At 72.4% G+C, this 22,236-nt stretch carries 17 protein-coding genes and 1 riboswitch; of the genes, 8 read left to right on the top strand and 9 right to left on the bottom strand.

What is annotated here, in order from left to right; genetic code table 11:
• Positions 1–19: 19 nt before the first annotated feature.
• Positions 20–2,932 (bottom strand): GNAT family N-acetyltransferase, encoded by a 2,913-nt coding sequence (locus ACH4N1_RS24755; protein WP_398100168.1) that lies wholly within the window; start codon positions 2,930–2,932, stop codon positions 20–22.
• 178 nt (positions 2,933–3,110) lie between these two features.
• Here ACH4N1_RS24755 and ACH4N1_RS24750 point away from each other — a divergent pair, with 178 nt between their 5' ends.
• Positions 3,111–3,392: an HPr family phosphocarrier protein gene (locus ACH4N1_RS24750; protein ID WP_079659035.1), complete on the top strand. Its 282-nt coding sequence runs from the start codon at positions 3,111–3,113 to the stop codon at positions 3,390–3,392.
• A 257-nt stretch (positions 3,393–3,649) separates the two neighbouring features.
• Here ACH4N1_RS24750 and ACH4N1_RS24745 read toward each other — a convergent pair whose 3' ends face one another.
• From ACH4N1_RS24745 to ACH4N1_RS24730, 4 genes are all read right to left on the bottom strand, one after another.
• Positions 3,650–4,342 carry a GntR family transcriptional regulator gene (locus ACH4N1_RS24745; RefSeq protein WP_398100166.1) on the bottom strand — a complete coding sequence of 231 codons (693 nt, stop codon included), beginning with the start codon at positions 4,340–4,342 and terminating at the stop codon, positions 3,650–3,652.
• 188 nt (positions 4,343–4,530) lie between these two features.
• Positions 4,531–5,286 (bottom strand): M23 family metallopeptidase, encoded by a 756-nt coding sequence (locus ACH4N1_RS24740; RefSeq protein ID WP_398100164.1) that lies wholly within the window; start codon positions 5,284–5,286, stop codon positions 4,531–4,533.
• Between the two features lie 13 nt (positions 5,287–5,299).
• Positions 5,300–5,467, bottom strand: a riboswitch (cyclic di-AMP (ydaO/yuaA leader).
• A gap of 210 nt (positions 5,468–5,677) precedes the next feature.
• Positions 5,678–7,066: a M16 family metallopeptidase gene (locus ACH4N1_RS24735; RefSeq protein WP_398100162.1), complete on the bottom strand. Its 1,389-nt coding sequence runs from the start codon at positions 7,064–7,066 to the stop codon at positions 5,678–5,680.
• Positions 7,063–8,415 (bottom strand): M16 family metallopeptidase, encoded by a 1,353-nt coding sequence (locus ACH4N1_RS24730; RefSeq protein WP_398100160.1) that lies wholly within the window; start codon positions 8,413–8,415, stop codon positions 7,063–7,065. The genes ACH4N1_RS24735 and ACH4N1_RS24730 overlap by 4 nt, the downstream gene beginning before the upstream one ends.
• 358 nt (positions 8,416–8,773) lie before the next feature.
• On the opposite strand from ACH4N1_RS24730, the gene ACH4N1_RS24725 reads away from it, so the two are divergent.
• A complete protein-coding gene (locus tag ACH4N1_RS24725) occupies positions 8,774–11,230 on the top strand; it encodes a DNA topoisomerase (ATP-hydrolyzing) subunit A (protein WP_398100158.1) in 2,457 nt (818 codons plus the stop codon).
• Here ACH4N1_RS24725 and ACH4N1_RS24720 read toward each other — a convergent pair.
• The gene (locus tag ACH4N1_RS24720) at positions 11,227–12,381 is read right to left on the bottom strand and encodes a CobW family GTP-binding protein (protein WP_398100157.1); all 1,155 of its coding nucleotides are present in this window, start codon (positions 12,379–12,381) and stop codon (positions 11,227–11,229) included. The two genes, ACH4N1_RS24725 and ACH4N1_RS24720, sit on opposite strands and share 4 nt — an antisense overlap.
• A gap of 319 nt (positions 12,382–12,700) precedes the next feature.
• On the opposite strand from ACH4N1_RS24720, the gene ACH4N1_RS24715 reads away from it, so the two are divergent.
• Positions 12,701–13,252, top strand: a complete 552-nt coding sequence (locus ACH4N1_RS24715) for a DUF6082 family protein (protein ID WP_398100155.1) — start codon at positions 12,701–12,703, stop codon at positions 13,250–13,252.
• A 154-nt stretch (positions 13,253–13,406) separates the two neighbouring features.
• Positions 13,407–13,643, top strand: coding sequence for a hypothetical protein (locus ACH4N1_RS24710; RefSeq protein ID WP_398100153.1), 237 nt, complete (start codon positions 13,407–13,409; stop codon positions 13,641–13,643).
• 237 nt (positions 13,644–13,880) lie between these two features.
• Here the strand turns inward: ACH4N1_RS24710 and ACH4N1_RS24705 are convergent, their stop codons facing one another.
• Positions 13,881–15,044, bottom strand: coding sequence for a citrate synthase/methylcitrate synthase (locus ACH4N1_RS24705; RefSeq protein WP_398100151.1), 1,164 nt, complete (start codon positions 15,042–15,044; stop codon positions 13,881–13,883).
• Between the two features lie 98 nt (positions 15,045–15,142).
• Here ACH4N1_RS24705 and ACH4N1_RS24700 point away from each other — a divergent pair, with 98 nt between their 5' ends.
• The 4 genes from ACH4N1_RS24700 (at position 15,143) to ACH4N1_RS24685 (ending at position 19,976) form a co-directional block, all read left to right on the top strand.
• On the top strand, positions 15,143–16,399 hold the full coding sequence (locus tag ACH4N1_RS24700; RefSeq protein ID WP_398100150.1) for a citrate synthase: 1,257 nt from the start codon (positions 15,143–15,145) through the stop codon (positions 16,397–16,399).
• A 138-nt stretch (positions 16,400–16,537) separates the two neighbouring features.
• On the top strand, positions 16,538–17,479 hold the full coding sequence (locus tag ACH4N1_RS24695) for a sucrase ferredoxin (RefSeq protein WP_398100148.1): 942 nt from the start codon (positions 16,538–16,540) through the stop codon (positions 17,477–17,479).
• Positions 17,480–17,628: 149 nt separating this feature from the next.
• The gene (locus ACH4N1_RS24690; protein WP_398100146.1) at positions 17,629–19,299 is read left to right on the top strand and encodes an ATP-binding protein; all 1,671 of its coding nucleotides are present in this window, start codon (positions 17,629–17,631) and stop codon (positions 19,297–19,299) included.
• On the top strand, positions 19,296–19,976 hold the full coding sequence (locus ACH4N1_RS24685; RefSeq protein ID WP_398100144.1) for a response regulator: 681 nt from the start codon (positions 19,296–19,298) through the stop codon (positions 19,974–19,976). The genes ACH4N1_RS24690 and ACH4N1_RS24685 overlap by 4 nt, the downstream gene beginning before the upstream one ends.
• A 75-nt stretch (positions 19,977–20,051) precedes the next feature.
• On the opposite strand, the gene ACH4N1_RS24680 is transcribed toward ACH4N1_RS24685, so the two are convergent.
• Together ACH4N1_RS24680 and ACH4N1_RS24675 are read right to left on the bottom strand one after the other, a co-directional pair.
• Positions 20,052–21,644 (bottom strand): cation acetate symporter, encoded by a 1,593-nt coding sequence (locus tag ACH4N1_RS24680; protein ID WP_398100143.1) that lies wholly within the window; start codon positions 21,642–21,644, stop codon positions 20,052–20,054.
• The gene (locus ACH4N1_RS24675; protein WP_398100141.1) at positions 21,641–22,198 is read right to left on the bottom strand and encodes a DUF485 domain-containing protein; all 558 of its coding nucleotides are present in this window, start codon (positions 22,196–22,198) and stop codon (positions 21,641–21,643) included. Before ACH4N1_RS24675 ends, ACH4N1_RS24680 begins: the two co-directional genes overlap by 4 nt.
• Positions 22,199–22,236 lie beyond the last annotated feature (38 nt).

Here is a 22,236-nt window from a genome sequence, read left to right as displayed (position 1 = left end):
GGGACCGGTCACGGCCGTCTCAGTAGACGGGGAGTGTCCGCGGGCCGAGGTCGTCGCGGGCGGGCGGGGGCGCGAGGCGGACGGAGGCGCCGAGAACGCTCAGGCCGTGCGGGGCGACGACGACCGGCTCCAGCGTCACCGCGACGACCTCCGGGTGGTCGTCGACCAGGCGGGACACCCTCAGCAGCAGCTCCTCCAGCGCGGGGGTGTCGACGGGCGTCGAACCCCGCCAGCCGAACAGCAGGGGTGCCGTCCGGATCGACCGGACCAGGGAGGTGGCGTCCCGGTCGGTGACCGGGACCAGGCGGTGCGCCATGTCGCCGAGCAGCTGCGAGGCGGCGCCGGCGAGTCCGAACGACAGGACGGCTCCGGCCGCCGGGTCGATGACCGCCCGGACGACGGTGTCCACCCCGCGCGGAGCCATCGCCTGGACCACCGGGCGCAGCTGCTGCGGAGCCCCGAACAGCTCGGTCAACTCGGCGTACGCCCGGCGCAGTTGCTCCTCGTCGGCGAGGTCGAGGCGGACGCCGCCCAGGTCGGCGCGGTGGCGCAGGTGGGGTGCGGTGGCTTTGAGGGCGACGGGGTAGCCGAGGGCGCCGGCGGCCCGTGCGGCCTCGTCGGGGGTGGGTGCGGGGGTGGCCCGGCGGACCGGGACGCCGTACCGGCCGAGCAGCTCGCAGGTCTCGTCGGCGCCGAGGGTGAGGCCCTGTCCGCTCGCGAGAAGCCTGCCGATCAGCGCGGCGGCGCCCCTCTCGTCGATGTCCTCGTGCTCGGGCACCTTGCCGGGTTCGGCGGCCTCGCGCCGCCACTGCGCGTACTTCACCGCCTCGGCGAGGGCACGGACCGCTCGTTCCGCGGCGGGGTAGGCGGGGATGAGGTGGGCGCCCTCGGGGGCTTCGGAGTGCTCGGCGGGTTCGCCGGACACGGCGGGTTCGCCGGACACGGCGGCGGGAGCGGGGGGTGTGCCGGTCGGCGTCGCCGACGCGGCCGTCGCCGAACCGGGTCCGGTCGCCCCGGTCATCGTCGTCCCGGCCGCCGCCGTGGCCGGGGTCGCCGTACGCGCGCGTGGGGCGGTGCTCGTCGCGGCGGACAGGGCCTCCGCGAGGCCGCCCAGCTCCACGTGCACCACGAGCACCGGCTTGGCGGGACCGGCGGCCGCGGCCGAGCGCAGCGCCTGCGCCAGTTCCGCGTCGTCGGGGGACGCCTCGCCGATGGCGGGGATCGCGGTCACCACGACCGCGTCGCACGTCTCGTCGGCCAGGGCGTGCGCCAGTGCGGCGTGGAAGTCCTCCGCCGACGCCTCCGTGGTGAGGTCCATCGGCGGCTGCGGGCGCAGGCCCTCGGAGAGGCACGCGTCGTACGTGAGCAGCCCCAGCGACTCCGAGTTGCCGAGGATGGCCACGCGCGGTCCCCGTGGCAGCGGCTGGCGTGCCAGCAGCAGGCCCGCGTCGACCAGTTCGGTGATGGTGTCCACGCGGATCACCCCGGCCTGGCGGAGCAGGGCGGACACCGTGGCGCGGGGCAGCCGCGTGGCCCGTACGGCGTGGCCCTGGGGGGCCGAGCCGGCGCCCTGGACCACCACCAGCGGCTTGGCCGCGGCGGTGCGCCGCGCGAGCCGGGTGAACTTGCGCGGGTTGCCGATGGACTCCAGGTACATCAGGGCGACGTCGGTGTCGGGGTCGTCGTACCAGTACTGGAGGACGTCGTTGCCGGACACGTCCGCACGGTTGCCGGAGGAGACGAACGTCGACACGCCGGTGATCCCGGTGACGCCTCCGCCGCGCCGGTGCAGCCGGGAGAGCAGGGCCACGCCGATGGCGCCGGACTGGGCGAACAGGCCGATCCGGCCGGGGCGCGGCATCTGCGGGGCCAGTGACGCGTTCAGCCGTACCCGTGGGGAGGTGTTGATGACCCCGAAGGCGTTGGGGCCGATGATCCGCATCCCGTACGCGCGCGCGTGCCGCACGAGTTCGCGCTGGCGCTGCAGCCCGTCGGGGCCGCTCTCGGCATACCCGGCGGCCAGGACGACGAGTCCCTGCACGCCGTGCTCGCCGCACTCGGCGACGGCTTCGGGCACGTGGTCGGCCGGGACGGCCACGACCGCGAGGTCGACGTGCCCGTCGATCTCGCGGACCGAGCGGTGGGCGGGCACGCCGTCGAGTTCCTTGAGATCTTCGGGGAAGGCCTTGTTCACGGCGTACAGGTCGCCGGTGAAGCCGGCCTCCCGGAGGTTGCCGAGGACGCTGCGGCCGACGCCGCCGGGGGTGCGGCCGGTGCCGATGACGGCGACCGAGCCGGGCACCAGCAGCCGCCGTACGGAGCGGGCCTCGGCGCGCTGTTCCCGCGCGCGCTGCACCGCGAGGGAGCGCTCGGTGGGTTCGAGGCCGAACTCCAGGTGCACGACGCCGTCCTCGAAGCTGCGCTTCTGGGTGTAGCCGGCGTCCGTGAACACCTTGATCATCTTGGTGTTGGCCGGGAGCACCTCGGCGGCGAAGCGTCGGATGCCTCGCTCGCGCGCGACGGCCGCGATGTGTTCGAGGAGGGCGGAGGCGACACCGCGGCCCTGGTGGGCGTCCTGCACGAGGAACGCGACCTCGGCCTCGTCGGCCGGCGCCGAGGCGGCCGTCCCGTCGGCACCAATGCGGTCATAGCGTACGGTGGCGATGAACTCGCCGCCTACCGTGGCCGCGAGTCCCACCCTGTCCACAAAGTCGTGGTGCGTGAAGCGGTGGACGTCCTTGGCGGACAGTCGCGGGTAGGGCGCGAAGAAGCGGTAGTACTTCGACTCGTCCGACACCTGCTCGTAGAAGCTGACCAGGCGCTCGGCGTCATCGACGGTGATGGGGCGGATGCGCGCGGTGCCGCCGTCGCGCAGCACCACGTCGGCTTCCCAGTGGGCGGGGTACTCGTGGCGGTCCGACGCGCTCTGCATGGGGCCCAGAGTACGGCTCGCGTACGACAACGGCGCGGGGCAGTCTGTGGAGGACGGATGTCGGATCGAGGCCGCGATCCGACGACCACGCCGGGAGGGGGCCGCACGGCCCTCTCCTCCCACGCTTCACGTGTGGAACACTGGTCTAGACAACCTGAACACCGAAGGGCAGCATCACATGGCTGAGCGCCGCGTCAACGTCGGCTGGGCCGAGGGCCTTCACGCCCGCCCCGCTTCCATCTTCGTCCGGGCCGCCACGGCCGCAGGCATCCCGGTGACGATCGCCAAGGCCGACGGCAACCCCGTCAACGCGGCCTCCATGCTGGCCGTTCTCGGCCTGGGCGCCCAGGGCGGCGAGGAGATCGTCCTCGCCTCCGAGGCCGAGGGTGCGGACGTCGCCCTCGACCGTCTGGCGAAGCTGGTCGCCGAGGGGCTCGAGGAGCTTCCCGAGACCGTCTGAGCCGGCTGCCACCCGCAGCGGGCAGGAGCCGTGTCGCCCGGTCCGGGCGGCGCGGCTCCGCCGTTTCCGGGACCCGGCGGGCCCGGCGGAAATCACCGGCCGCGCGTGACGGATATTCCGCAGGCCCCGGGAAGGGCGCGCGAAGAGCATGCGACGGGCACGCGAAGGGCACACCACCGTAAATGTGGGGGCGCGCCGGAAAAAGGCAGCGGAAATACCTCTCCGCCGAATTACCTTCTTTGTATACGGCCCTCGTGTTAATGCCGGAGGCCGGACATGTTGACGACGTGTTGCGAAGTCCTCACACGGTCCCGGCGGTCACCGCCCGGAAAGCGCAGCCGGTGCGCGGAGGTCGCGCGCTCGGTGTGCAGCGCCGTCACCGCCCGCGCGCGTTCCCCGTCGCCGCGCGCCACCGCGTCCACGATCGCGCCGTGTTCCGCCCAGGACTCCACCGGGGTGGCCGACGCGTCGACCGTGTACATCCAGGAGATCTTGTGGCGCAGCTGGGTGAGCGTCGAGGTCAGGGCGTGGCTGCCGGAGGCCTGGGCGAGGGTCTCGTGGAACCAGCCCCCCAGGGAGCGCAGATCCTCGCTGCTGCCGCGCCTGGCGCGTTCCTGGCCCAGCCGGACGAGGCCGCGCAGCACCTTGAGATGGGCCTCGGTGCGCCGCTGGGCGGCCCGGGCGGCGCCGAGCGGCTCCAGGAGCATGCGCATCTCCAGCAGGTCGGCGGCCTCCTGCTCGGTCGGTTCGGCGACGCACGCGCCCGCGTGCCGCCGCGTCACGACGAAACCCTCCGCCTCCAGCGTGCGCAGCGCCTCCCGGACGGGGACGCGCGAGACACCGTAGCGGCGCGCGAGGAGTTCCTCGGTGAGGCGGCTGCCGCGCTCGTAGACACCCGCGACGATGTCGTCCCGGATGGCCGTGCACACCGAGTGCGCCGGAATACGCATGACGGACCTCCGCCTTAATCCCCGTGAAACGTCGACGATTGACGCGCCTTCCGTGACTCTATTGCAATCAGCGGGAATTTCCGATGGCGGGTCGGAATCCAGGGATATTTTTTGGACAGTACGGTCCCGGAAACGACGAAAGCCCCGGCCGTGCGGGCCGGGGCCGTACGATCTGTCGCCGTACGTCGTCAGATGTTCACGCCGTGCTTGCGGAGGTAGGCGACCGGATCGATGTCCGAGCCGTACTCCACGCCGGTGCGGGCCTCGAAGTGCAGATGCGGGCCGGTGACGTTGCCGGTGGCGCCGGACAGGCCGATGCGCTGCCCCGGGGCCACCTTCTGGCCCACCGAGACGCTGATGGACGACAGGTGGCCGTACTGGGTGTACGTGCCGTCGTTCATCCGGATCACGACCTGGTTGCCGTAGGCGCCGCCCCAGCCGGCCTCGACGACGGTGCCGAGGCCCACCGCGTGCACGGGGGTACCGCTGGCGGCGTGGAAGTCGATGCCGGTGTGGCTGCCGGAGGACCACAGCGAGCCGCCGGACCGGTAGCCGGTGGAGACGTAGGAGCCGCTGATCGGCGAGACGAAGGCGTTCAGGCGCTCGCGCTCGGCCGCGCGGGCGGCGCGGACCCGGGCCTCGCGCTCCGCCTCGACCTTGGCCGCGGCCCGGGCGGCGGCCTCCTTGCGCGCGGCCTCCGCCACGGCGGCCTGCTTCTGCGCGGCGGCCTGGTCGTCGATCCGCTCGGCGACCGTGTCGCCGATGGTGACGACCGGGATGAGGCCGGTCTGCTCGACGGCCTTCTCCGCGGCGAGGGCGGGGCCGGAGGCGACGGTGCCGATGACGCCGGTGGTGGTGAGCGCGGCGATGCCCGCCGCGCGGGCGGTGGTGCGCTTCATCCTGCTGGGACGACGGTGCTTCCCGGTGGCGCAAGTGGACGCCATGAAGTTGAGCGGTCCTTTCCTTCCCTCTCGCCTACCGGGTTAGCTGACGGGTTCGGAGCAGGAAGGTCTCCTACGGACCCCCTCGCGGCTCGCGCGGGCGTCCGATTCACCCCAGGGACTGTCTGGTTGGGTCCCCGGCTCCCCTGGCTCGCGCCGTGGGGGGACTCGGCGATGACTGTCCGGTGCCGCGGACGCGGCGCACTGCCTGACGAACAGCCCGGTCGAAACTAGACGCGGCGGCCTTCAATACCCAAACAGAACGCGGCTTTTGTAGCGCATGCCACAGGGCAGACAGGCAGCCTCTCCCTCAATTCGGACATCGAGGAGCCCTGGTGGCACATCCGTCCACCAGGGCTCCCGCGCGCGGCCTCACGGCCGCCGGTCCGCGTTCCTACTCCGCGGGGACGACCTTCACCTCACCGATGCCGAGGGCCTCGACCGGCGCCTTGATCGCGGCCGCGTCGCCGACGAGGACCGTCACCAGGCGGTCCACCGGGAAGGCGCTCACGACCGCCGCCGTGGCCTCCACGGTGCCGGTCGCGGCGAGCTGCTGGTACAGCGTGGCCTGGTAGTCGTCCGGCAGGTGCTGCTCGACCTGGTCGGCCAGCGTGCCCGCCACGGCGGCGGCCGTCTCGTACTTCAGGGGCGCCACTCCGACGAGGTTCTGCACGGCGACGTCCCGCTCGGCGTCGGTCAGACCGCCCTCGGCGAGGGTGCGCAGCACCTTCCACAGGTCCTCCAGCGCGGGACCGGTGTTGGGGGTGTCGACCGAGCCGCTGATGGCGAGCATCGCGGCGCCCGAACCGTCCGGCGCGGACCTGAGGACCTGGCCGAAGGCGCGCACGCCGTAGGTGTAGCCCTTCTCCTCGCGCAGGACGCGGTCCAGCCGGGAGGTGAGGGTGCCGCCCAGGCAGTACGTGCCGAGCACCTGCGCGGGCCACACGCGCGCGTGCCGGTCGGCGCCGATGCGGCCGATCAGCAGCTGCGTCTGGACGGCGCCGGGGCGGTCCACGACGACGACCCGTCCGGTGTCGTCGGCGGTCACCGGCGGCACCGGCCGCGGCTGGGCAGCGGACCCCGTCCAGGCGCCCAGGGTGTCGCCCAGGAGCGCGTCGAGGTCGACTCCGGTGAGATCGCCGACGATCACGGCGGTGGCCGTGGCGGGGCGGACGTGCTTCTCGTAGAAGGCGCGTACGGCAGCGGAGTCGATCTTCTCGACGGTCTCCGCGGTGCCCTGGCGCGGGCGCGACATGCGCGCGGTCGCCGGGAACAGCTCCTTGGAGAGCTCCTTGGCGGCGCGCCGGGAGGGGTTGGCCAGCTCGTGCGGGATCTCGTCCAGGCGGTTGCGGACGAGGCGCTCGACCTCGCTGTCGGCGAACGCGGGCGCCCGCAGGGCGTCGGCCACCAGGCCGAGGGCCTTGGCCAGGCGGGAGGCCGGAACCTCCAGGCTGAGGCGGACGCCGGGGTGGTCGGCGTGCGCGTCGAGGGTGGCGCCGCAGCGCTCCAGCTCGGCGGCGAACTCCTCGGCGGAGTGCTTGTCCGTGCCCTCGGAGAAGGCCCGCGCCATGATCGTGGCGACGCCGTCGAGGCCGGCCGGTTCGGCGTCCAGGGGCGCGTCGAGGATGACCTCGACGGCGACGACCTGCTGTCCGGGGCGGTGGCAGTGCAGGACGGTCAGGCCGTTGTCGAGCGTCCCGCGCTCGGGGGCGGGGAACGCCCAGGGCCTGGCCTCGCCCGCGCGGGGCTGGGGGTGGAAGTCCATCGCGGCGAGCTCGGTCACTGGGCCGCCTCCTCGTTCTCGTCCTCGTCGGCGGTGTTCTCGGCGGGCTCGGTGGGCTCGTAGACCAGTACGGCGCGGTTGTCCGGGCGCAGGCGGGCCCGGGCGATCTCCCGGACCTCCTCCGCGGTGATGTCCAGCACGCGCCGGACGGCGGTCAGGGCCAGCTGCGGGTCGCCGAACAGCACCGCGTACCGGCACAGTTCGTCGGCGCGGCCGGCGACCGTGCCGAGACGGTCCAGCCACTCGCGCTCCAACTGGGCCTGGGCGCGCTCCATCTCCTCGTCGGTGGGGCCCTCCTCGGCGAACCGGGCGAGCTCCTCGTCGATGGCCGTCTCGATGACGGGCACCTCGACGTCGCCGGACGTCTTGACGTCCAGCCAGCCCAGGGAGGGCGCCCCGGCCAGGCGCAGCAGGCCGAAGCCGGCGGCCACGGCCGTACGGTCGCGGCGGACCAGACGGTTGTAGAGGCGGGAGGACTCGCCGCCCCCGAGCACGGTGAGCGCCAGGTCGACCGCGTCGCACGCGCGTGTGCCGTCCTGCGGCAGACGGTAGGCGGCCATCAGCGCGCGGGCCGGGACCTCCTCCTCGACGACCTCGCGCAGCTGCTCGCCGATGATGTCGGGCAGGGAGCCGTCACGGGGCTGGGGCTTGCCGTCGTGGGCGGGGATGGAGCCGAAGTACTTCTCGACCCAGGCGAGCGTCTGCTCCGGGTCGATGTCGCCGACGACCGACAGCACGGCGTTGTTGGGCGCGTAGTACGTGCGGAAGAACGCGCGCGCGTCCTCCAGGGTCGCCGCGTCCAGGTCGGCCATCGAGCCGATCGGCGTGTGGTGGTAGGGATGGCCCTCGGGGTAGGCGAGGGCGGTCAGCTTCTCGAACGCCGTGCCGTAGGGGACGTTGTCGTAGCGCTGGCGGCGTTCGTTCTTGACGACGTCGCGCTGGTTCTCCATGGACTCGTCGTCCAGCGCGGCCAGCAGCGAGCCCATGCGGTCCGCCTCCAGCCAGAGGGCGAGCTCCAGCTGGTGCGTGGGCATGGTCTCGAAGTAGTTGGTGCGCTCGAAACTGGTCGTGCCGTTGAGCGAGCCGCCCGCGCCCTGGACCAGCTCGAAGTGACCGTTGCCCTTGACCTGCCCGGAGCCCTGGAACATCAGGTGCTCGAAGAGGTGGGCAAGGCCGGTACGGCCCTTGACTTCGTGGCGCGAGCCCACGTCGTACCAGAGGCACACCGCCGCGACGGGGGTCAGGTGATCCTCGGAGAGCACCACGCGCAGGCCGTTGGCCAGGCGGTGCTCGGTCGCTGTCAGGCCCCCGGAGCCTGCCTGGGCTGTGGCCGTGTGACCCATGGGCATGTACGTCCTTCCGATCGCGGGCGCGGTCGTCGAAACCGCGTTTTTCCTGCCGGTCCTGCCAGTTTTTCCTGCCGGTCCTGCCACTGTATGCAAGCGTGCGGAGCGGCGGTGGAGTTCCCGGGCGGCGTACGCCGAGAGCGAGATCGCGTAGCCTGCGGACAGCCGTGGACGAGGTGCCTCTCCGGCCGGTCCGGTCGCCGACGTCCGGGCCCCGGGACGCACTGTCGGTGCCACGGTCCACAATGGTCCGCGGAGATCCCGTCACACGCCTCAGCAAGAGTGAGCCGCAGGACGCGCGTCGACACCGACGTGAGCGCCCCGCAGGCGAGCGACCAGGAAACAGGAGGAGCCGGCAGCGATGGCCCGCCGCAGCACGAAGACCCCGCCGCCCGACGACTCGTACGAGGAGCGGATCCTCGACATCGACGTCGTCGACGAGATGCAGGGCTCCTTCCTCGAGTACGCGTACTCGGTCATCTACTCCCGCGCCCTGCCGGACGCCCGCGACGGCCTCAAGCCCGTCCACCGCCGGATCGTCTACCAGATGAACGAGATGGGCCTGCGCCCCGACCGCGGCTACGTGAAGTGCGCGCGGGTCGTCGGCGAGGTCATGGGCAAGCTCCACCCGCACGGCGACGCGTCGATCTACGACGCCCTGGTGCGCATGGCCCAGCCGTTCTCCATGCGCGTGCCCCTGGTCGACGGCCACGGCAACTTCGGCTCGCTGGGCAACGACGACCCGCCGGCCGCCATGCGGTACACCGAGTGCCGTCAGACCGCGGCGACGAGCCTGATGACCGAGTCCATCGACGAGGACACGGTCGACTTCAACCCGAACTACGACGGCCAGGAGCGGGAGCCGGCGGCACTGCCCGCCGCGTTCCCGAACCTCCTGGTCAACGGCTCCTCGGGCATCGCGGTCGGCATGGCCACGAACATGCCGCCGCACAACCTGGGCGAGGTCGTCTCGGCCGCCCGCCACCTGATCCGGTTCCCGAACGCGGATCTGGACACGCTGATGAAGCACGTCCCGGGCCCGGACCTGCCCACCGGCGGGCGGATCGTCGGCCTCTCGGGGATCCGGGACGCCTACGAGACGGGCCGCGGCACCTTCAAGATCCGCGCCACGGTGTCGGTGGAGACCGTGACGGCCCGCCGCAAGGGCCTCGTCGTCACCGAACTGCCCTTCGCCGTCGGCCCCGAGAAGGTCATCGCCAAGATCAAGGACCTGGTCGGCTCGAAGAAGATCCAGGGCATCGCCGACGTCAAGGACCTCACCGACCGCGAGCACGGGCTGCGCCTGGTCATCGAGATCAAGAACGGCTTCGTGCCGGAGGCGGTCCTGGAGCAGCTGTACAAGCTGACGCCCATGGAGGAGTCCTTCGGCATCAACAACGTGGCGCTGGTGGACGGCCAGCCGCTCACGCTGGGCCTGAAGGAGCTGCTCGAGGTCTACCTCGACCACCGCTTCGAGGTCGTCCGGCGGCGCAGCGAGTTCCGCCGGACCAAGCGCCGCGACCGCCTGCACCTGGTCGAAGGCCTGCTCACGGCGCTCGTCGACATCGACGAGGTCATCCGGCTGATCCGCTCCAGCGACAACAGCGCGCAGGCCAAGGAGCGCCTGATCGAGCGCTTCTCCCTGTCGGAGATCCAGACGCAGTACATCCTCGACACGCCGCTGCGCCGGCTGACCAGGTACGACCGGATCGAGCTGGAGGCGGAGAAGGAGAAGCTCAACGAGGAGATCGCCGAGCTGACCCGGATCCTGGAGTCGGACGCGGAGCTGCGCAAGCTGGTCTCGGCCGAACTGGCCGTGGTGGCGAAGAAGTTCGGCACCGACCGTCGTACGGTCCTGCTGGAGTCGGCGGGCACGCCGGCCTCCGCCGTGCCCCTCCAGGTCGCCGACGACCCGTGCCGGGTGCTGCTCTCCTCGACGGGTCTGCTGGCCCGCACGGCGAACGCCGAGCCCTTCGGGGAGGACGCGGACGCCCGGCGGACCAAGCACGACGTGATCGTGTCGGCCGTGCCGGCCACCGCGCGCGGGGAGATCGGCGCGGTCACCTCGACGGGCCGGCTGCTGCGCATCAACGTCGTGGACCTGCCGCAGCTGCCGGACACGGCGTCCGCGCCCAACCTCTCGGGCGGCGCGCCGCTGGCGGAGTTCGTCCCGCTGGAGGGTGACGAGACGGTGGTCGGCCTGACCACGCTCGACGAGTCCTCCCCCGGTATCGCGCTCGGCACGGAGCAGGGCGTCGTCAAGCGTGTGGTGCCCGACTATCCGAGCAACAAGGGCGAGCTGGAGGTCATCACCCTCAAGGAGGGTGACCGGATCGTCGGCGCGGTCGAGCTGCGCACCGGCGAGGAGGACCTGGTCTTCATCACGGACGACGCCCAGCTGTTGCGCTACCAGGCCTCGCAGGTCCGCCCGCAGGGCCGCCCGGCCGGCGGTATGACGGGCATCAAGCTCACGGACGGCGCGAAGGTGATCTCCTTCACGGCCGTGGACCCGGCGGCCGACGCGGTGGTCTTCACGGTCGCGGGCTCGCGCGGCACCCTGGACGACTCCGTCCAGACGACCGCCAAGCTGACCCCGTTCGACCAGTACCCGCGCAAGGGACGGGCGACCGGCGGCGTGCGCTGCCAGCGGTTCCTGAAGGGCGAGGACTGCCTGTCCCTGGCCTGGGCGGGTCCCGCCCCGGCGCGGGCCGCCCAGAAGAACGGCACACCGGTCGACATGCCGGAGATCGATCCGCGCCGGGACGGCTCGGGCGTGTCGCTGGGCAAGCCGGTGTCGGTCGTGGCCGGCCCGGTCTAGGCCTCCTCGACCGCCTCGACCGCCTCGACCGCCTCGTCTTCGGGGTGCCGGACGTAACGGAGGACGCCCCACATGCCGCGCTCGTCGGCGTGCGGGGCGTCGTTCTCGCAGGCCTGCAGTTCCTTGGCGAGGGCGGCGGTCCCGATGCCGGAACCGATGAGGACGAGCTGGGTGCGGCGCTCCTCGGCGGAGCCCCAGGGTTCCGGGTAGAAGCGCAGGAAGCGCCCGACGGCGTGCACGGCGTAGCGGTTGGCAGGGTCGTGCGGTCCGAAGTCGACGTACCCCTTGATGCGGTACAGCCCTTCGGGACGGCTGTCGAGGAACGGCATCAACCGGCGCGGGTCCAGCGGGACTTCGGAGTCGAAGGACACGCTGTCGTAGGCGGTGTGCAGGTGGCCGGCGTGATCGCCGTGACCTTCCGGCCCGTCGGGACCGCCCTGTCGGTCGCGGGCGTGCTGCCCGTCCTGTCCCTCGACGCCGTCGTGGCCGTCGCCGTCCTGTCGGTGCAGGTCGTCGAAGGAGAGCTGCCCCACGCGCTCCTCGCTCGGCCGGCAGTCGAAGAGGAACTCGGGGTCGATACGGCCGTAGGTCGCGGGTACGACGGCGGTCCGGTCGGTGAGGGAGCGGACGAGGCCCAGGACGCGTGCGGCGTCGGGCGCCCGGTCGAGCTTGTTCACCACGACGAGGTCGGCGAGGGCGAGGTGCCGGTCGATCTCCGGGTGCCGGGCGCGGGTCTCGTCGAACTCGGCGGCGTCGACGACCTCGACGAGCCCGCCGTACACGATCCCCGGATGCTCGCTGGCGAGGACCATGCGGACGAGTTCCTCCGGCTCGGCGAGCCCGCTGGCCTCGATGACGATGACGTCGATGCCGGTGGAGGGGCGCGCGAGGCGCTCCAGGTACCCGTCCAGCTCACCGGCGTCGACGGCGCAGCACAGGCAGCCGTTGCCGAGGGAGACGGTCGAGTCGCCGAGGGCGCCCGCCACGGCCATGGCGTCGATCTCGATGGAGCCGAAGTCGTTCACGATCGCGCCGATACGGCTGCCTCCGCTGCGGTGGAGGAGGTGGTTGAGCAGTGTCGTCTTGCCGGAACCCAGGAATCCGGCGAGTACGACGACCGGGATCTGCTGCGGAGTGCGGCTCTGCGTCAACGTGCGACCTCTCTGACACCTACGCGTGCACCGGCTCGCGGCCCGGCGCACGGTCGGGGATGGAATGCGCAGCCAGGATACGAGCAGGGGGAATCACCGCGAAGTGAACGATTGTTAGCAGCGCTCGCGGGGCAGACGTTGGGCATGGCGCCGGAGTGTGCGACCCTCGCTTCCCTCCGTGCGCCTCTTCTCCGCCTCCCCCGCCGATCAGAGCCGCTCGGCACCCTGGAGGTGGCAAGCGCCACCCATCGCTCGCCGGTCCCCGTCAGCCGACCCGCAATCGACGACCGGCGGGCGGCCGCCTGATTCGGGGGTTGACATGGTCACACGGAAGAAGATCACGGGGAGGTTCAACTCGGCGGCGACAGGGATCCTGGTCGCCACGGCAGGGTTGACGTTGGCCGCACGTCAGCGGCGAATGGAGAAGGCCCGTCTGCACGCGCGCCGACTGGAGCTGGAGGAGCTGGCGATCCGGCGCGAGTCCCTGGCACATCAGCAGCGCATGCACTGGGAATTGCTGACCAGGGCGATCGACGACCCGTCCCTGGCCGAGGTCATCGACACGTACGACAAGGACATTCCGGCAGAGAGGCGCCGCCAGTTCTTCTACGCCAACGCCTGGTACGTCAACCTCTACCACGTCTACCGGGCGGGGCTGGTGGACCGCGACGAGCTCTACGCGGCCCTCCGGGAGTTCTTCCAGAGCCCGATCTTCCGCGAGTACTGGGAGGCGGCGAGGCACATGCGCGCCTCCCTGAACGAAACTTCGGAAGAGGCGCGCGTGGGCCGCATGGTCGACCGCCTGGTCCAGGACCTCGACGAGGCCGACACGGACGAATGGTGGGTCGTCGGCACTCCTCCCACCGACTGACGTCGGGCGGTCCCGCCGAACGGGTCAACACACCGGCACCGGCGACACGACGGGGATGTTTTTCGGCCATGCAGCCACGGGGGCCTCTCGAGCACCAGTAGCGTGTGGCGTTCACCACTCTGTCCGAGTTGATCGTTCATAAGGACCGGTAGCTTTGAAGATCGTGCGCCGCATCGGTGTGCCCCCCAGCGCCCGTGGCAGTTCCTCCGGATCGACCTGCCCCGACGTGTTCGAACTCAGTGACGGCAATTTCGCCGTCATCGGCACCGAGGCCACCGAGGCGCTGGACGGTGAACTGCCCGCGGACGCCGCACGCGCCGACTACGAGCGCATCGTCGTCGTGAGCAGGGAAACCTTGATCCGCGCCAAGGCGGACATCCCCGACGCCTGACCCCTCCGCCCGGGCACGCGTCCATCCGAAGACCCGTCCCGTCGCCCCCACCCCGGCCGCGCGCAACCGCTCCGCGAGCCGGCGGTCACCCGGCGAGCAGCCCGGCACCCCGTCCCTGCTCGATCACCACCGATGAGGCCTGGCGCCGGAACGGCACCAGGCCACACGCGTTCTCCGGCCGTCTTCCGGGAAGTCGCCCACGGGGCCGGTCATCCGCCGGGGCGGTCGCGCTCCGGCTCAGGCCGCCGACACGGGGACGGGCGCCCGAGGTCCCACGTACCGGGCCGCGGGCCGGATGATCTTCTTGTCCTCCGCCTGCTCCAGGATGTTGGCGCTCCAGCCCACGACGCGGGCCGCCGCGAAGGTGGGGGTGAACATCTCGCGGGGCAACCCGCACAGTTCCATGACCACGCCCGCGTAGAACTCCACGTTCGTGTGCAGTTCCCGGCCCGGCTTCAGCTCGGCGAGGATCGCCTCGACCTGGCGCTCGACCTCCACGGCGAAGTCCACGCGCGGCCCCCCGAAACCCTGGGCGATCTCGCGGAGCATGCGCGAACGCGGGTCCTCGGTCCGGTAGACGGCGTGCCCGAAACCCATGATGCGATCGCCGGCGAGAACCCGCTCGCGGATCCACGGGTCGATGCGGCCGGGCGTGCCGATCGCGTCCAGGGTGTCCAGCGCACGGCTGGGGGCACCGCCGTGCAGGGGTCCCGACAGCGCGCCCACGGCGGCGACCAGGCAGGCGGCCACGTCGGCGCCCGTCGAGGTGACGACCCGGGCGGTGAAGGTGGACGCGTTGAATCCGTGGTCGATGGTGGAGATCAAGTACTGCTCGACGGCCCGCGTCCGCTCCGGCTCCGGTTCGGCACCCGTCAACATGTACAGGTAGTTCGCCGCGTACGAGAGGTCGTCGCGCGGCTCGACGGGCTCGAGGCCCCTGCCCAGCCGGTGGAGCGCGGTGAGCAGTGTGGGCACGGCGGCCGCCGCGGCGAGGGTGTCCTGCCGGCGCCGGTCGGCGTCGATGTCGTAGACCGGCCGGAAGCCCTTCGCCGCGCCCAGCAGCGACAGGGCCGTCCGCAGCCCCGCGAGCGGGTCGGCGCCCGCGCCCACCGCCGCGACGGCGGGCAGGGCGGCGGCCACCCGGTCGGGGAGCCTTCGCAGAGCGGCGGTCTCCGCGGCGAAGGCGGCGGCGCGGCGCGCGTCCGGCAGGTGGCCGTGGACGAGGAGATGCCAGACGTCCTCGAACGGGCGGCTGCGGGCGAGGTCGACGGCCGAGTACTGCCGGTAGTGGTAGAAGCCCTCGCGTCCCCGGACGTCACCGACCTCGGTGTCGGCGACGACGACACCGGCGAGCCCCCGCGGCACCTCGACGGGTGTGGCTGCGTACCTGTTGACGGACATGGTTTCCTCCTCGAACTTGATTCGACTGTCCATGGTTGACTACTGAGGTGTCAATATTGATTGAATCAATAGGTCAGTCTTGTGGATACGGTGATCCCATGCGCGATCAGGAACCCGGCCCCGGCCACCCGGAACGACGGCTGACCACCAAGGAGGCCGCCGAGCTGCTCGGCGTGAAGCCCGAGACCGTGTACGCCTACGTCAGCCGGGGCCAGCTGGGCAGCCGGCGCGTGCCCGGCGGCCGGGGCAGCACCTTCGACGCCCGGGAGGTCGAGACGCTCGCGCGACGCAACAGGCGGGAGAGCAACGGGAGTCCGGGCACCGGCGCCGAACAGTCCGTACGCACCCACCTCACCCTCATCCGCGAGGACCGGTACTACTACCGGGGCGTCGACGCGACCGAGCTGGCCGCCCGGCACTCGTACGAAGAGGTCGCCGAATGGCTCTGGACCGGCCGGATGCGGCACGGAGCCACCTTCACCGCGCCACGGGCCGCTGTCGAGGCCGCCCGCCGCGCGGTCGACGCCCTGCCCGAACACGCCGGTCCCACCGACCGCCTGCGCGTCGCCGCGATCGCCGCCGCGGTGGCGGACCCGCTCCGCTTCGACCTGTCCGCGGACGCGGTGCTCGGCGCCGCCCGCGGCCTCATCCCGACCCTCGTCGCCGCCCTGCCGCCGAAACTGCCCACCCACCGGGACGGCGGTTCGCTGGCCCAGCGGCTGTGGGGGCGGCTCAGCCGGCAGCCGGCGGCAGAGGCCCCCCTGCACGTCCTGGACACCGCGCTCGCCCTGCTCGTCGACCACGACCTGGCCGCGTCGACGCTCGCGGTACGGGTCGCGGCCGGCGCCCGCGCACACGCGTACGCGGCCGTCACCGCGGGGCTCGGGGTGATCGAGGGCCCTCTGCACGGCGCGGCGAGCGGGCTCGCGCACCGGCTGGTGCTCGACGTGCTCGACCGGGGCTCGGCGGGCCCCGTGATCGCGGAGGAGCTGCGGGCCGGCCGCCGCATCCCCGGCCTGGGACACCGGCTCTACGCGCGGGAGGATCCCCGCGCGCGTGTCCTCTTCGCCCGCCTGGCGGAGATTCCCGAGGCGGCGCCGGCGCTGGCCGCCGCCCGCGACATCGTGGACACGACCGCCCGCCACACCCCGCTGCACGCCAACGTCGACCTCGCGCTGGCGGTCCTGACGGCGTCCTGCGGCATGGAGGCGTCGGCCGGCGAGACCGTCTTCGCCGTCGCCCGGACGGCGGGCTGGATCGCGCACGCCCTGGAGGAATACGGCGAACGCCCCCTGCGCATGCGTCCGAGCGGAATCTACGTGGGCCCGAAACCACCCCGGCCGGTCCCCGAGTAGGCCCGCCGCACCGCACCGTGCCGGACAGCCGCGACACGGCGGCGCCGGAAACCGAGCGGCACGTGCGCGCGTGCCGTGTCGCGGGACACGCGCCCCACCGGAGGCCGCAGGGCATCAGGTCAGGTTAGGCTCACCTCTGTGAGTACGTGCACGACCGTCTCGCGGGACCTCGACGAGCCCATGCCGGGGACCGCGGCCACGGCGACGACCTGGCTGCTGCTGGAACAGCCCGGCCCCTGGGGTGCCAAGGCGCTCACGTCGAGCCACCTGGATCCCTCGCTGGGCCGCGCCCTGGAGGAAGCCGCGCAGGGCACCGGCGTACGCGTCGCGCTCATCCGCCGCCCCGGACCGCACGCCGACTTCGGCACCCCTCCCCCGCGCCAGGTGTACGCGGCCCACACCGTGCCCGGCGGGGTGTGGCTGCACAGCGCCAGGACCGATGACCCGGGCCGGCTGCTGGACCTCGACTTCGCCGCGCTCGGCCGAGGCGACCACCGGACCTTCGGCACCGCGCTCGGCGGCACCCCGCACACCGGCGACCCGCTCGCCCTCGTCTGCACCAACGGCAAGCGCGACCGCTGCTGCGCCCTCCTCGGCCGCCCCCTCGCCGCCGAACTCGCCGCGTCGGGCCTGGACGGTGTCTGGGAGGTCACCCACCTGGGCGGTCACCGGTTCTCGCCGACCGTGCTCGTCCTGCCGTACGGCTACGCCTACGGCCGCGCTCGGGCCCACTCCGTCGAAGAAGTGCTGCACGGCGTCCAGGAGGGCCGCATCGTCGTGGACGGCTGCCGCGGGAGTTCCGCCTGGGAACGGCCCGCTCAGGCGGCGGAGCTGGCCGTACGGAGGGCGACCGGCGAGTGTGCGGCCGAGGCCCTCACCGTCGTGCGCACACAGGGCGAGGCGCCGCGCTGGGAGGTGACCGTCACCCACGTCGACGGGCGGCACTGGCGGGTCGTCGTGGTCCAGGGCGCGTCGCTGCCGCCCCGCCCGGAGAGCTGCGGGGCAGCGGTCCTGGGATCACCCGCACGGATGGACGTGGTGGCGGTGCGCGAACTGAGGCCCGCGGTCCTGGTCGGCTGATCCGCTGAGCGGCCGGCACCTGCCGGACGGTCCCTGCCGGCCGCTCACGCCGTGAACCGATCGCCGAACCGTTTCCTCTTGAGTCGATCAAGAGATCCACATCACACACCCCTACGGCTGCGCGGGGCCGCCCACGTACCGTCGTGGGTATGAGCCCCACTCCCCCCGTCCGTCGCCTGCGCCTCGGCCTGCCCCGACGCGTCTTCTCGCAGGTCCTGCTCATGCAGCTGGCGATCGCCGCGGGAGTCGCCGTGCTCGCGACCGGACTGTTCCTGGCACCGCTCGGCGAGCAGCTGGACGACCAGGCCATGCGCCGCGCGCTCGCCATCGCGCAGACCACCGCCGCCGTACCCCAGATCGCCGAGGACCTGCGGCGCACACAGCCGTCGGCCGACGGTCCGGTGCAGCGCGAGGCGGAACGGATCCGTAGGGCGAGCGGGGCCGAGTACGTGGTGGTGATGGACCTCCGCGGCGTCCGCTGGTCCCACACCCAGCCGCAGGAGGTCGGCGGCCACGTCTCGACGGATCCCAGCGAGGCCCTGGCCGGCCGGCAGGTCATGGAGATCGACGACGGCACCCTGGGCCGCTCGGCCCGCGGCAAGGTACCCCTGCGCGACAGCACGGGCCGGATCGTCGGGGCGGTCTCGGTCGGCATCGAGTACGACAGCGTGCGCGCCCGGCTGATCCACGCCATCCCGGGGCTGTTCGCCTACGCGGGAGGCGCGCTCGCCGTGGGGGCGCTGGCCGCCTGGCTGATCTCCCGGCGGGTCCAGCGACAGACCCGGGACCTGGCGTTCTCCGACATCTCGGCGCTGCTCGCCGAGCGCGAGGCGATGCTGCACGGCATCCGGGAGGGCGTCGTGGCGCTGGACCGGACCGGCCGCGTCCGCCTGCTGAACGACGAGGCGCAGCGTCTCCTGGGCATAGGGGACGAGGCGGTGGGCCGGTCACCGGACGAAGCGCTGGGCGAGGGCCGTACGTCCGACGTCCTGGCCGGCCGGGTGACCGGTACGGACCTGGTCGCCGTCCGCGGGCAGCGCGTGCTGGTCGTCAACCGGATGCCCACCGACGACGGCGGCGCCGTGGCCACCCTGCGCGACCGCACCGAGCTGGAGCAGCTGGGCCGGGAACTCGATTCCACGCACGGGCTGATCGACGCCCTGCGGGCCCAGGACCACGAGCACGCCAACCGCATGCACACGCTCCTGGGGCTGCTCGAACTGGAGATGTACGACGACGCCGTGGACTTCGTCGGCGAGGTGGTCGGCGACCACCGGGCGACGGCCGAGCAGGTAACGGAGAAGATCGGGGATCCGCTGCTCGCCGCCCTGCTGGTCGGCAAGGCGACCGTCGCGGCCGAACGCGGCGTGGCACTGCGGATCTCGGAGGGCACGCGGCTGCCCGACCGGCTGGTCGACCCGCGCGGGCTGGTGACGATCGTGGGCAACCTGGTGGACAACGCCCTGGACGCCGTGGCGGGCGCCCCCCACGCGCGGGTGGAGGTCGAGTTGCGCGCCGAGGGCCGCACCGCCGTTCTCCGGGTGAGGGACACGGGACCGGGAGTCCCCGCCGAACAGCACGAGTTGATCTTCACGGAGGGCTGGTCCACGAAGAAGCCGCCGGCCCACGGCAAGCGCGGCATCGGCCTCTCCCTGGTGCGCAGGCTCGCCGAGCGGCAGGGCGGGCGCGCCGCCGTGAGCGACGCGCACGGCGGGGGCGCCGAGTTCACCGTCGTCCTGCCCGAGGCGCTGGCCGAGGCCGAGCGGGAACCCGCCCTGGCCGCGTCCCCGCGGAGCACTGCCGAGGAGGAGGCGCGATGATCGAGGTCCTGGTCGTGGACGACGACACCAGGGTCGCCCGGGTCAACGCGGCCTACGTCGAGAAGGTGCCGGGCTTCCATGTCGCCGGCGTGGCGCACAGCGCGGCCGAAGCGCTCCGTCAGGTGGCGCGGTTGCCGCGACTCGACCTGATCCTGCTCGACCACCACCTCCCCGACGGGACGGGCCTGGAGGTCGTCCAGGAGATACGCGGACGCGGCCACCAGGCCGACGTGATCATGGTCACGGCCGCACGGGACGTCACGACGGTGCAGGCGGCGATGCGGCAAGGCGCCCTGCAGTACCTGGTCAAGCCGTTCACCTTCGCGGGTCTGCGCGGCAAGCTGGAGGCGTACGCGGAGCTGCGCCGTACGCTCGACAGCCGCGTCGAGGCCGAACAGGCCGACGTCGACCGCATCTTCGGGGCCCTGTCCGCGCCCTCGGAACCGGGGCTGCCGAAGGGGCACTCCCCCACCACGGCGGAACTCGTGCGCCAGTCCCTGATGAACGCCGAGGGGCCCCTGTCCGCCCTGGAGATCGCCGAGCGCACCGGGGTGAGCCGCCAGACCGCGCAGCGTTATCTGAAGCTCCTGGAGCGCACCGGCAGGGCCCGGCTCACCCTGAAGTACGGCGACGCGGGCCGCCCGGAACACCGTTACGTGTGGGCGACCCGCGCCTGAGGAAGCGGCCCGTGGACGGCGGACGAGCCCTTGAGGTCCTCCAGGGCCTGTCCGGCGGCGATCGGAGGCAGGACCTCAGACGGCCCCCGCACCCGTCAGCGACCGGACCTCCGTCTCCGCGTGCTTGGCCTCGTCCGGCACCTCGGCCGAGGTGACCGTGCCGAGCCAGCCGGCGAGGAAGCCCAGCGGGATCGAGACCAGCCCGGGGTTCTCGAGCGGGAAGATCTGGAAGTCGACGTCCGGGAAGAGCGCCTGGGGGCTGCCCGAGACCACGGGCGACAGGACGACGAGCACCAGGGACGGAACCAGCCCGCCGTAGATCGCCCAGACGGCACCGCGGGTGGTGAAGCCCCGCCAGAACAGCGAGTACAGCAGGACCGGCAGATTCGCCGACGCGGCGACGGCGAAGGCGAGTCCCACCAGGAACGCGACGTTGAGATCGCGGGCCAGCAGGCCGAGGCCGATCGCGATCGCGCCGATGCCGACGGCGGCGATCCGCGCCACCGTCACCTCGCTGCGCGGTGCGACATGCCTGCGTCGCAGGGAGGCGTACAGGTCGTGGGCCACCGACGCCGAGGAGGCGAGCGTGATCCCCGCGACCACGGCGAGGATCGTGGCGAAGGCGACGGCCGCCACGATCGCGAACAGCACCGTCCCGCCCGTGGAGCCGGCCCCGCCGCCCAGGTCGAGGGCCAGGAGCGGTACCGCCGTGTTGCCGGAGGCGTGGGAGCCGCGTACCGCGTCCGGGCCGACGATCGCCGCCGCGCCGAAACCGAGGACGATCGTCATGAGGTAGAAGCCGCCGATGAGCCCGATCGACCAGACCACGGAACGCCGGGCGGCCCGCGCCGTCGGCACGGTGTAGAAGCGGGACAGGATGTGCGGCAGGCCCGCCGTCCCCAGTACCAGTGCGAGCCCCAAGCTCATGAAGTCGAACCGTGAGATCCAGTCCCCGCCGTACTTCAGGCCGGGTGCCAGGAACGCGGCCCCGTGCCCGCTGCGCTCGGCCGCCGTGCGCAGCAGCCGGTCGAAGTCACCGTGGAACCGCACCAGGACGAGCACGGTGAGCACGATCGTGCCGCCGAGCAGCAGAACCGCCTTCACGATCTGGATCCATGTGGTGGCCCGCATCCCTCCCAGCGACACATAGATCACCATGAGCGCGCCGACGCCGATCACCGCCCATGCCTGCGCGGCCTCGCCCGTGTCGCCGAGCAGGAGCGCGACCAGGCTGCCCGCGCCCACCATCTGCGCCACCAGGTAGAGGATCGACACGGTGACCGAGGCCGTCCCCGACGCGATCCGCACGGGACGTTCGTTCATCCGTGCGGCGATGACGTCGGCGAGCGTGAAGCGCCCGCAGTTGCGCACCAGTTCGGCCACGAGGAACAGCACGACGAGCCAGGCCACGAGGAAGCCCACCGAGTACAGCAGCCCGTCGTAGCCGAAGAGGGAGATGAGCCCCGAGATACCGAGGAAGGAGGCGGCCGACATGTAGTCGCCCGCGATGGCAAAACCATTTTCCATGGGCGAGAACAGCCGCCCGCCCGCGTAGAACTCCTCCGCCGAACCATGCCGGCTGCGGCTCACCCACGTCGTGATTCCCAGGGTGATCGCGACGAAGACACTGAACAGCAGCAACGCCAGCGTCTGATGGTCACCGGTCACACCGCACCGCCTCGTGCCTCGCGCGTCAGTTCCTGGGTGTCCCAACGCAGTTCGAGGGCCGCACGGTCCCTGCGCAGCCGCGCGTGCCGGGAGTAGGCCCAGGTGAGCAGGAACGTGCTGAGGAACTGCCCGAGTCCCGCCAGAAGCGCCACGTTCACCGCACCCCACACGGGACGGGCCATGACTCCGGGCGCGGTCGTCGCCGTCACGACGTAGGCCACGTACCAGAGGAAGAATCCGATGACCGCGGGAACGACGAACCGCCGGTACCGGCTGCGGACCTCCTGGAACGCGTCGCTCCGCTGAACCTCGACGTACACGAGAGCAGCCGCGGCGGCTCCGTCCGTACGCTGTCGGCGGGCTGCCGGAACCTCGGTCACGGGCGGCACGGTGCCCGACTCGCCCCAGCCGGAGGCCAGCGCCTCGTACCAAGGGTCGTCGTACCGCGCGTCCCCGGGTGCCTCGACGGATGCCGGGCCCGCACCTTGCCATCGATCGCCCGAACTCTCGGAACCCTGCTCGCTGCCGCGGGCACGGCTGTTGCTTGACTGCATGCCCAAGGATGGACAGAACGGGAAGATCCCCGACTCTT

The sequence above is a fragment of the Streptomyces sp. NPDC017202 genome, from assembly GCF_044331705.1.
In the GTDB taxonomy this organism is placed as follows: Bacteria; Actinomycetota; Actinomycetes; order Streptomycetales; family Streptomycetaceae; genus Streptomyces.
The sequence above is the reverse complement of the archived record's forward strand: the minus strand, read 5'-3'. Positions and strand labels throughout refer to the sequence as shown.

Coding starts and splice junctions, on each gene's coding strand:
- ACH4N1_RS24705 (WP_398100151.1), bottom strand. CDS start 15,044: ATGTCCGTCAACAGGTACGCAGCCACACCCGTCGAGGTGCCGCGGGGG.
- ACH4N1_RS24685 (WP_398100144.1), top strand. CDS start 19,296: ATGATCGAGGTCCTGGTCGTGGACGACGACACCAGGGTCGCCCGGGTC.
- ACH4N1_RS24730 (WP_398100160.1), bottom strand. CDS start 8,415: ATGCCCATGGGTCACACGGCCACAGCCCAGGCAGGCTCCGGGGGCCTG.
- ACH4N1_RS24755 (WP_398100168.1), bottom strand. CDS start 2,932: ATGCAGAGCGCGTCGGACCGCCACGAGTACCCCGCCCACTGGGAAGCC.
- ACH4N1_RS24715 (WP_398100155.1), top strand. CDS start 12,701: ATGGTCACACGGAAGAAGATCACGGGGAGGTTCAACTCGGCGGCGACA.
- ACH4N1_RS24675 (WP_398100141.1), bottom strand. CDS start 22,198: ATGCAGTCAAGCAACAGCCGTGCCCGCGGCAGCGAGCAGGGTTCCGAG.
- ACH4N1_RS24740 (WP_398100164.1), bottom strand. CDS start 5,286: ATGGCGTCCACTTGCGCCACCGGGAAGCACCGTCGTCCCAGCAGGATG.
- ACH4N1_RS24700 (WP_398100150.1), top strand. CDS start 15,143: ATGCGCGATCAGGAACCCGGCCCCGGCCACCCGGAACGACGGCTGACC.
- ACH4N1_RS24725 (WP_398100158.1), top strand. CDS start 8,774: ATGGCCCGCCGCAGCACGAAGACCCCGCCGCCCGACGACTCGTACGAG.
- ACH4N1_RS24690 (WP_398100146.1), top strand. CDS start 17,629: ATGAGCCCCACTCCCCCCGTCCGTCGCCTGCGCCTCGGCCTGCCCCGA.
- ACH4N1_RS24750 (WP_079659035.1), top strand. CDS start 3,111: ATGGCTGAGCGCCGCGTCAACGTCGGCTGGGCCGAGGGCCTTCACGCC.
- ACH4N1_RS24745 (WP_398100166.1), bottom strand. CDS start 4,342: ATGCGTATTCCGGCGCACTCGGTGTGCACGGCCATCCGGGACGACATC.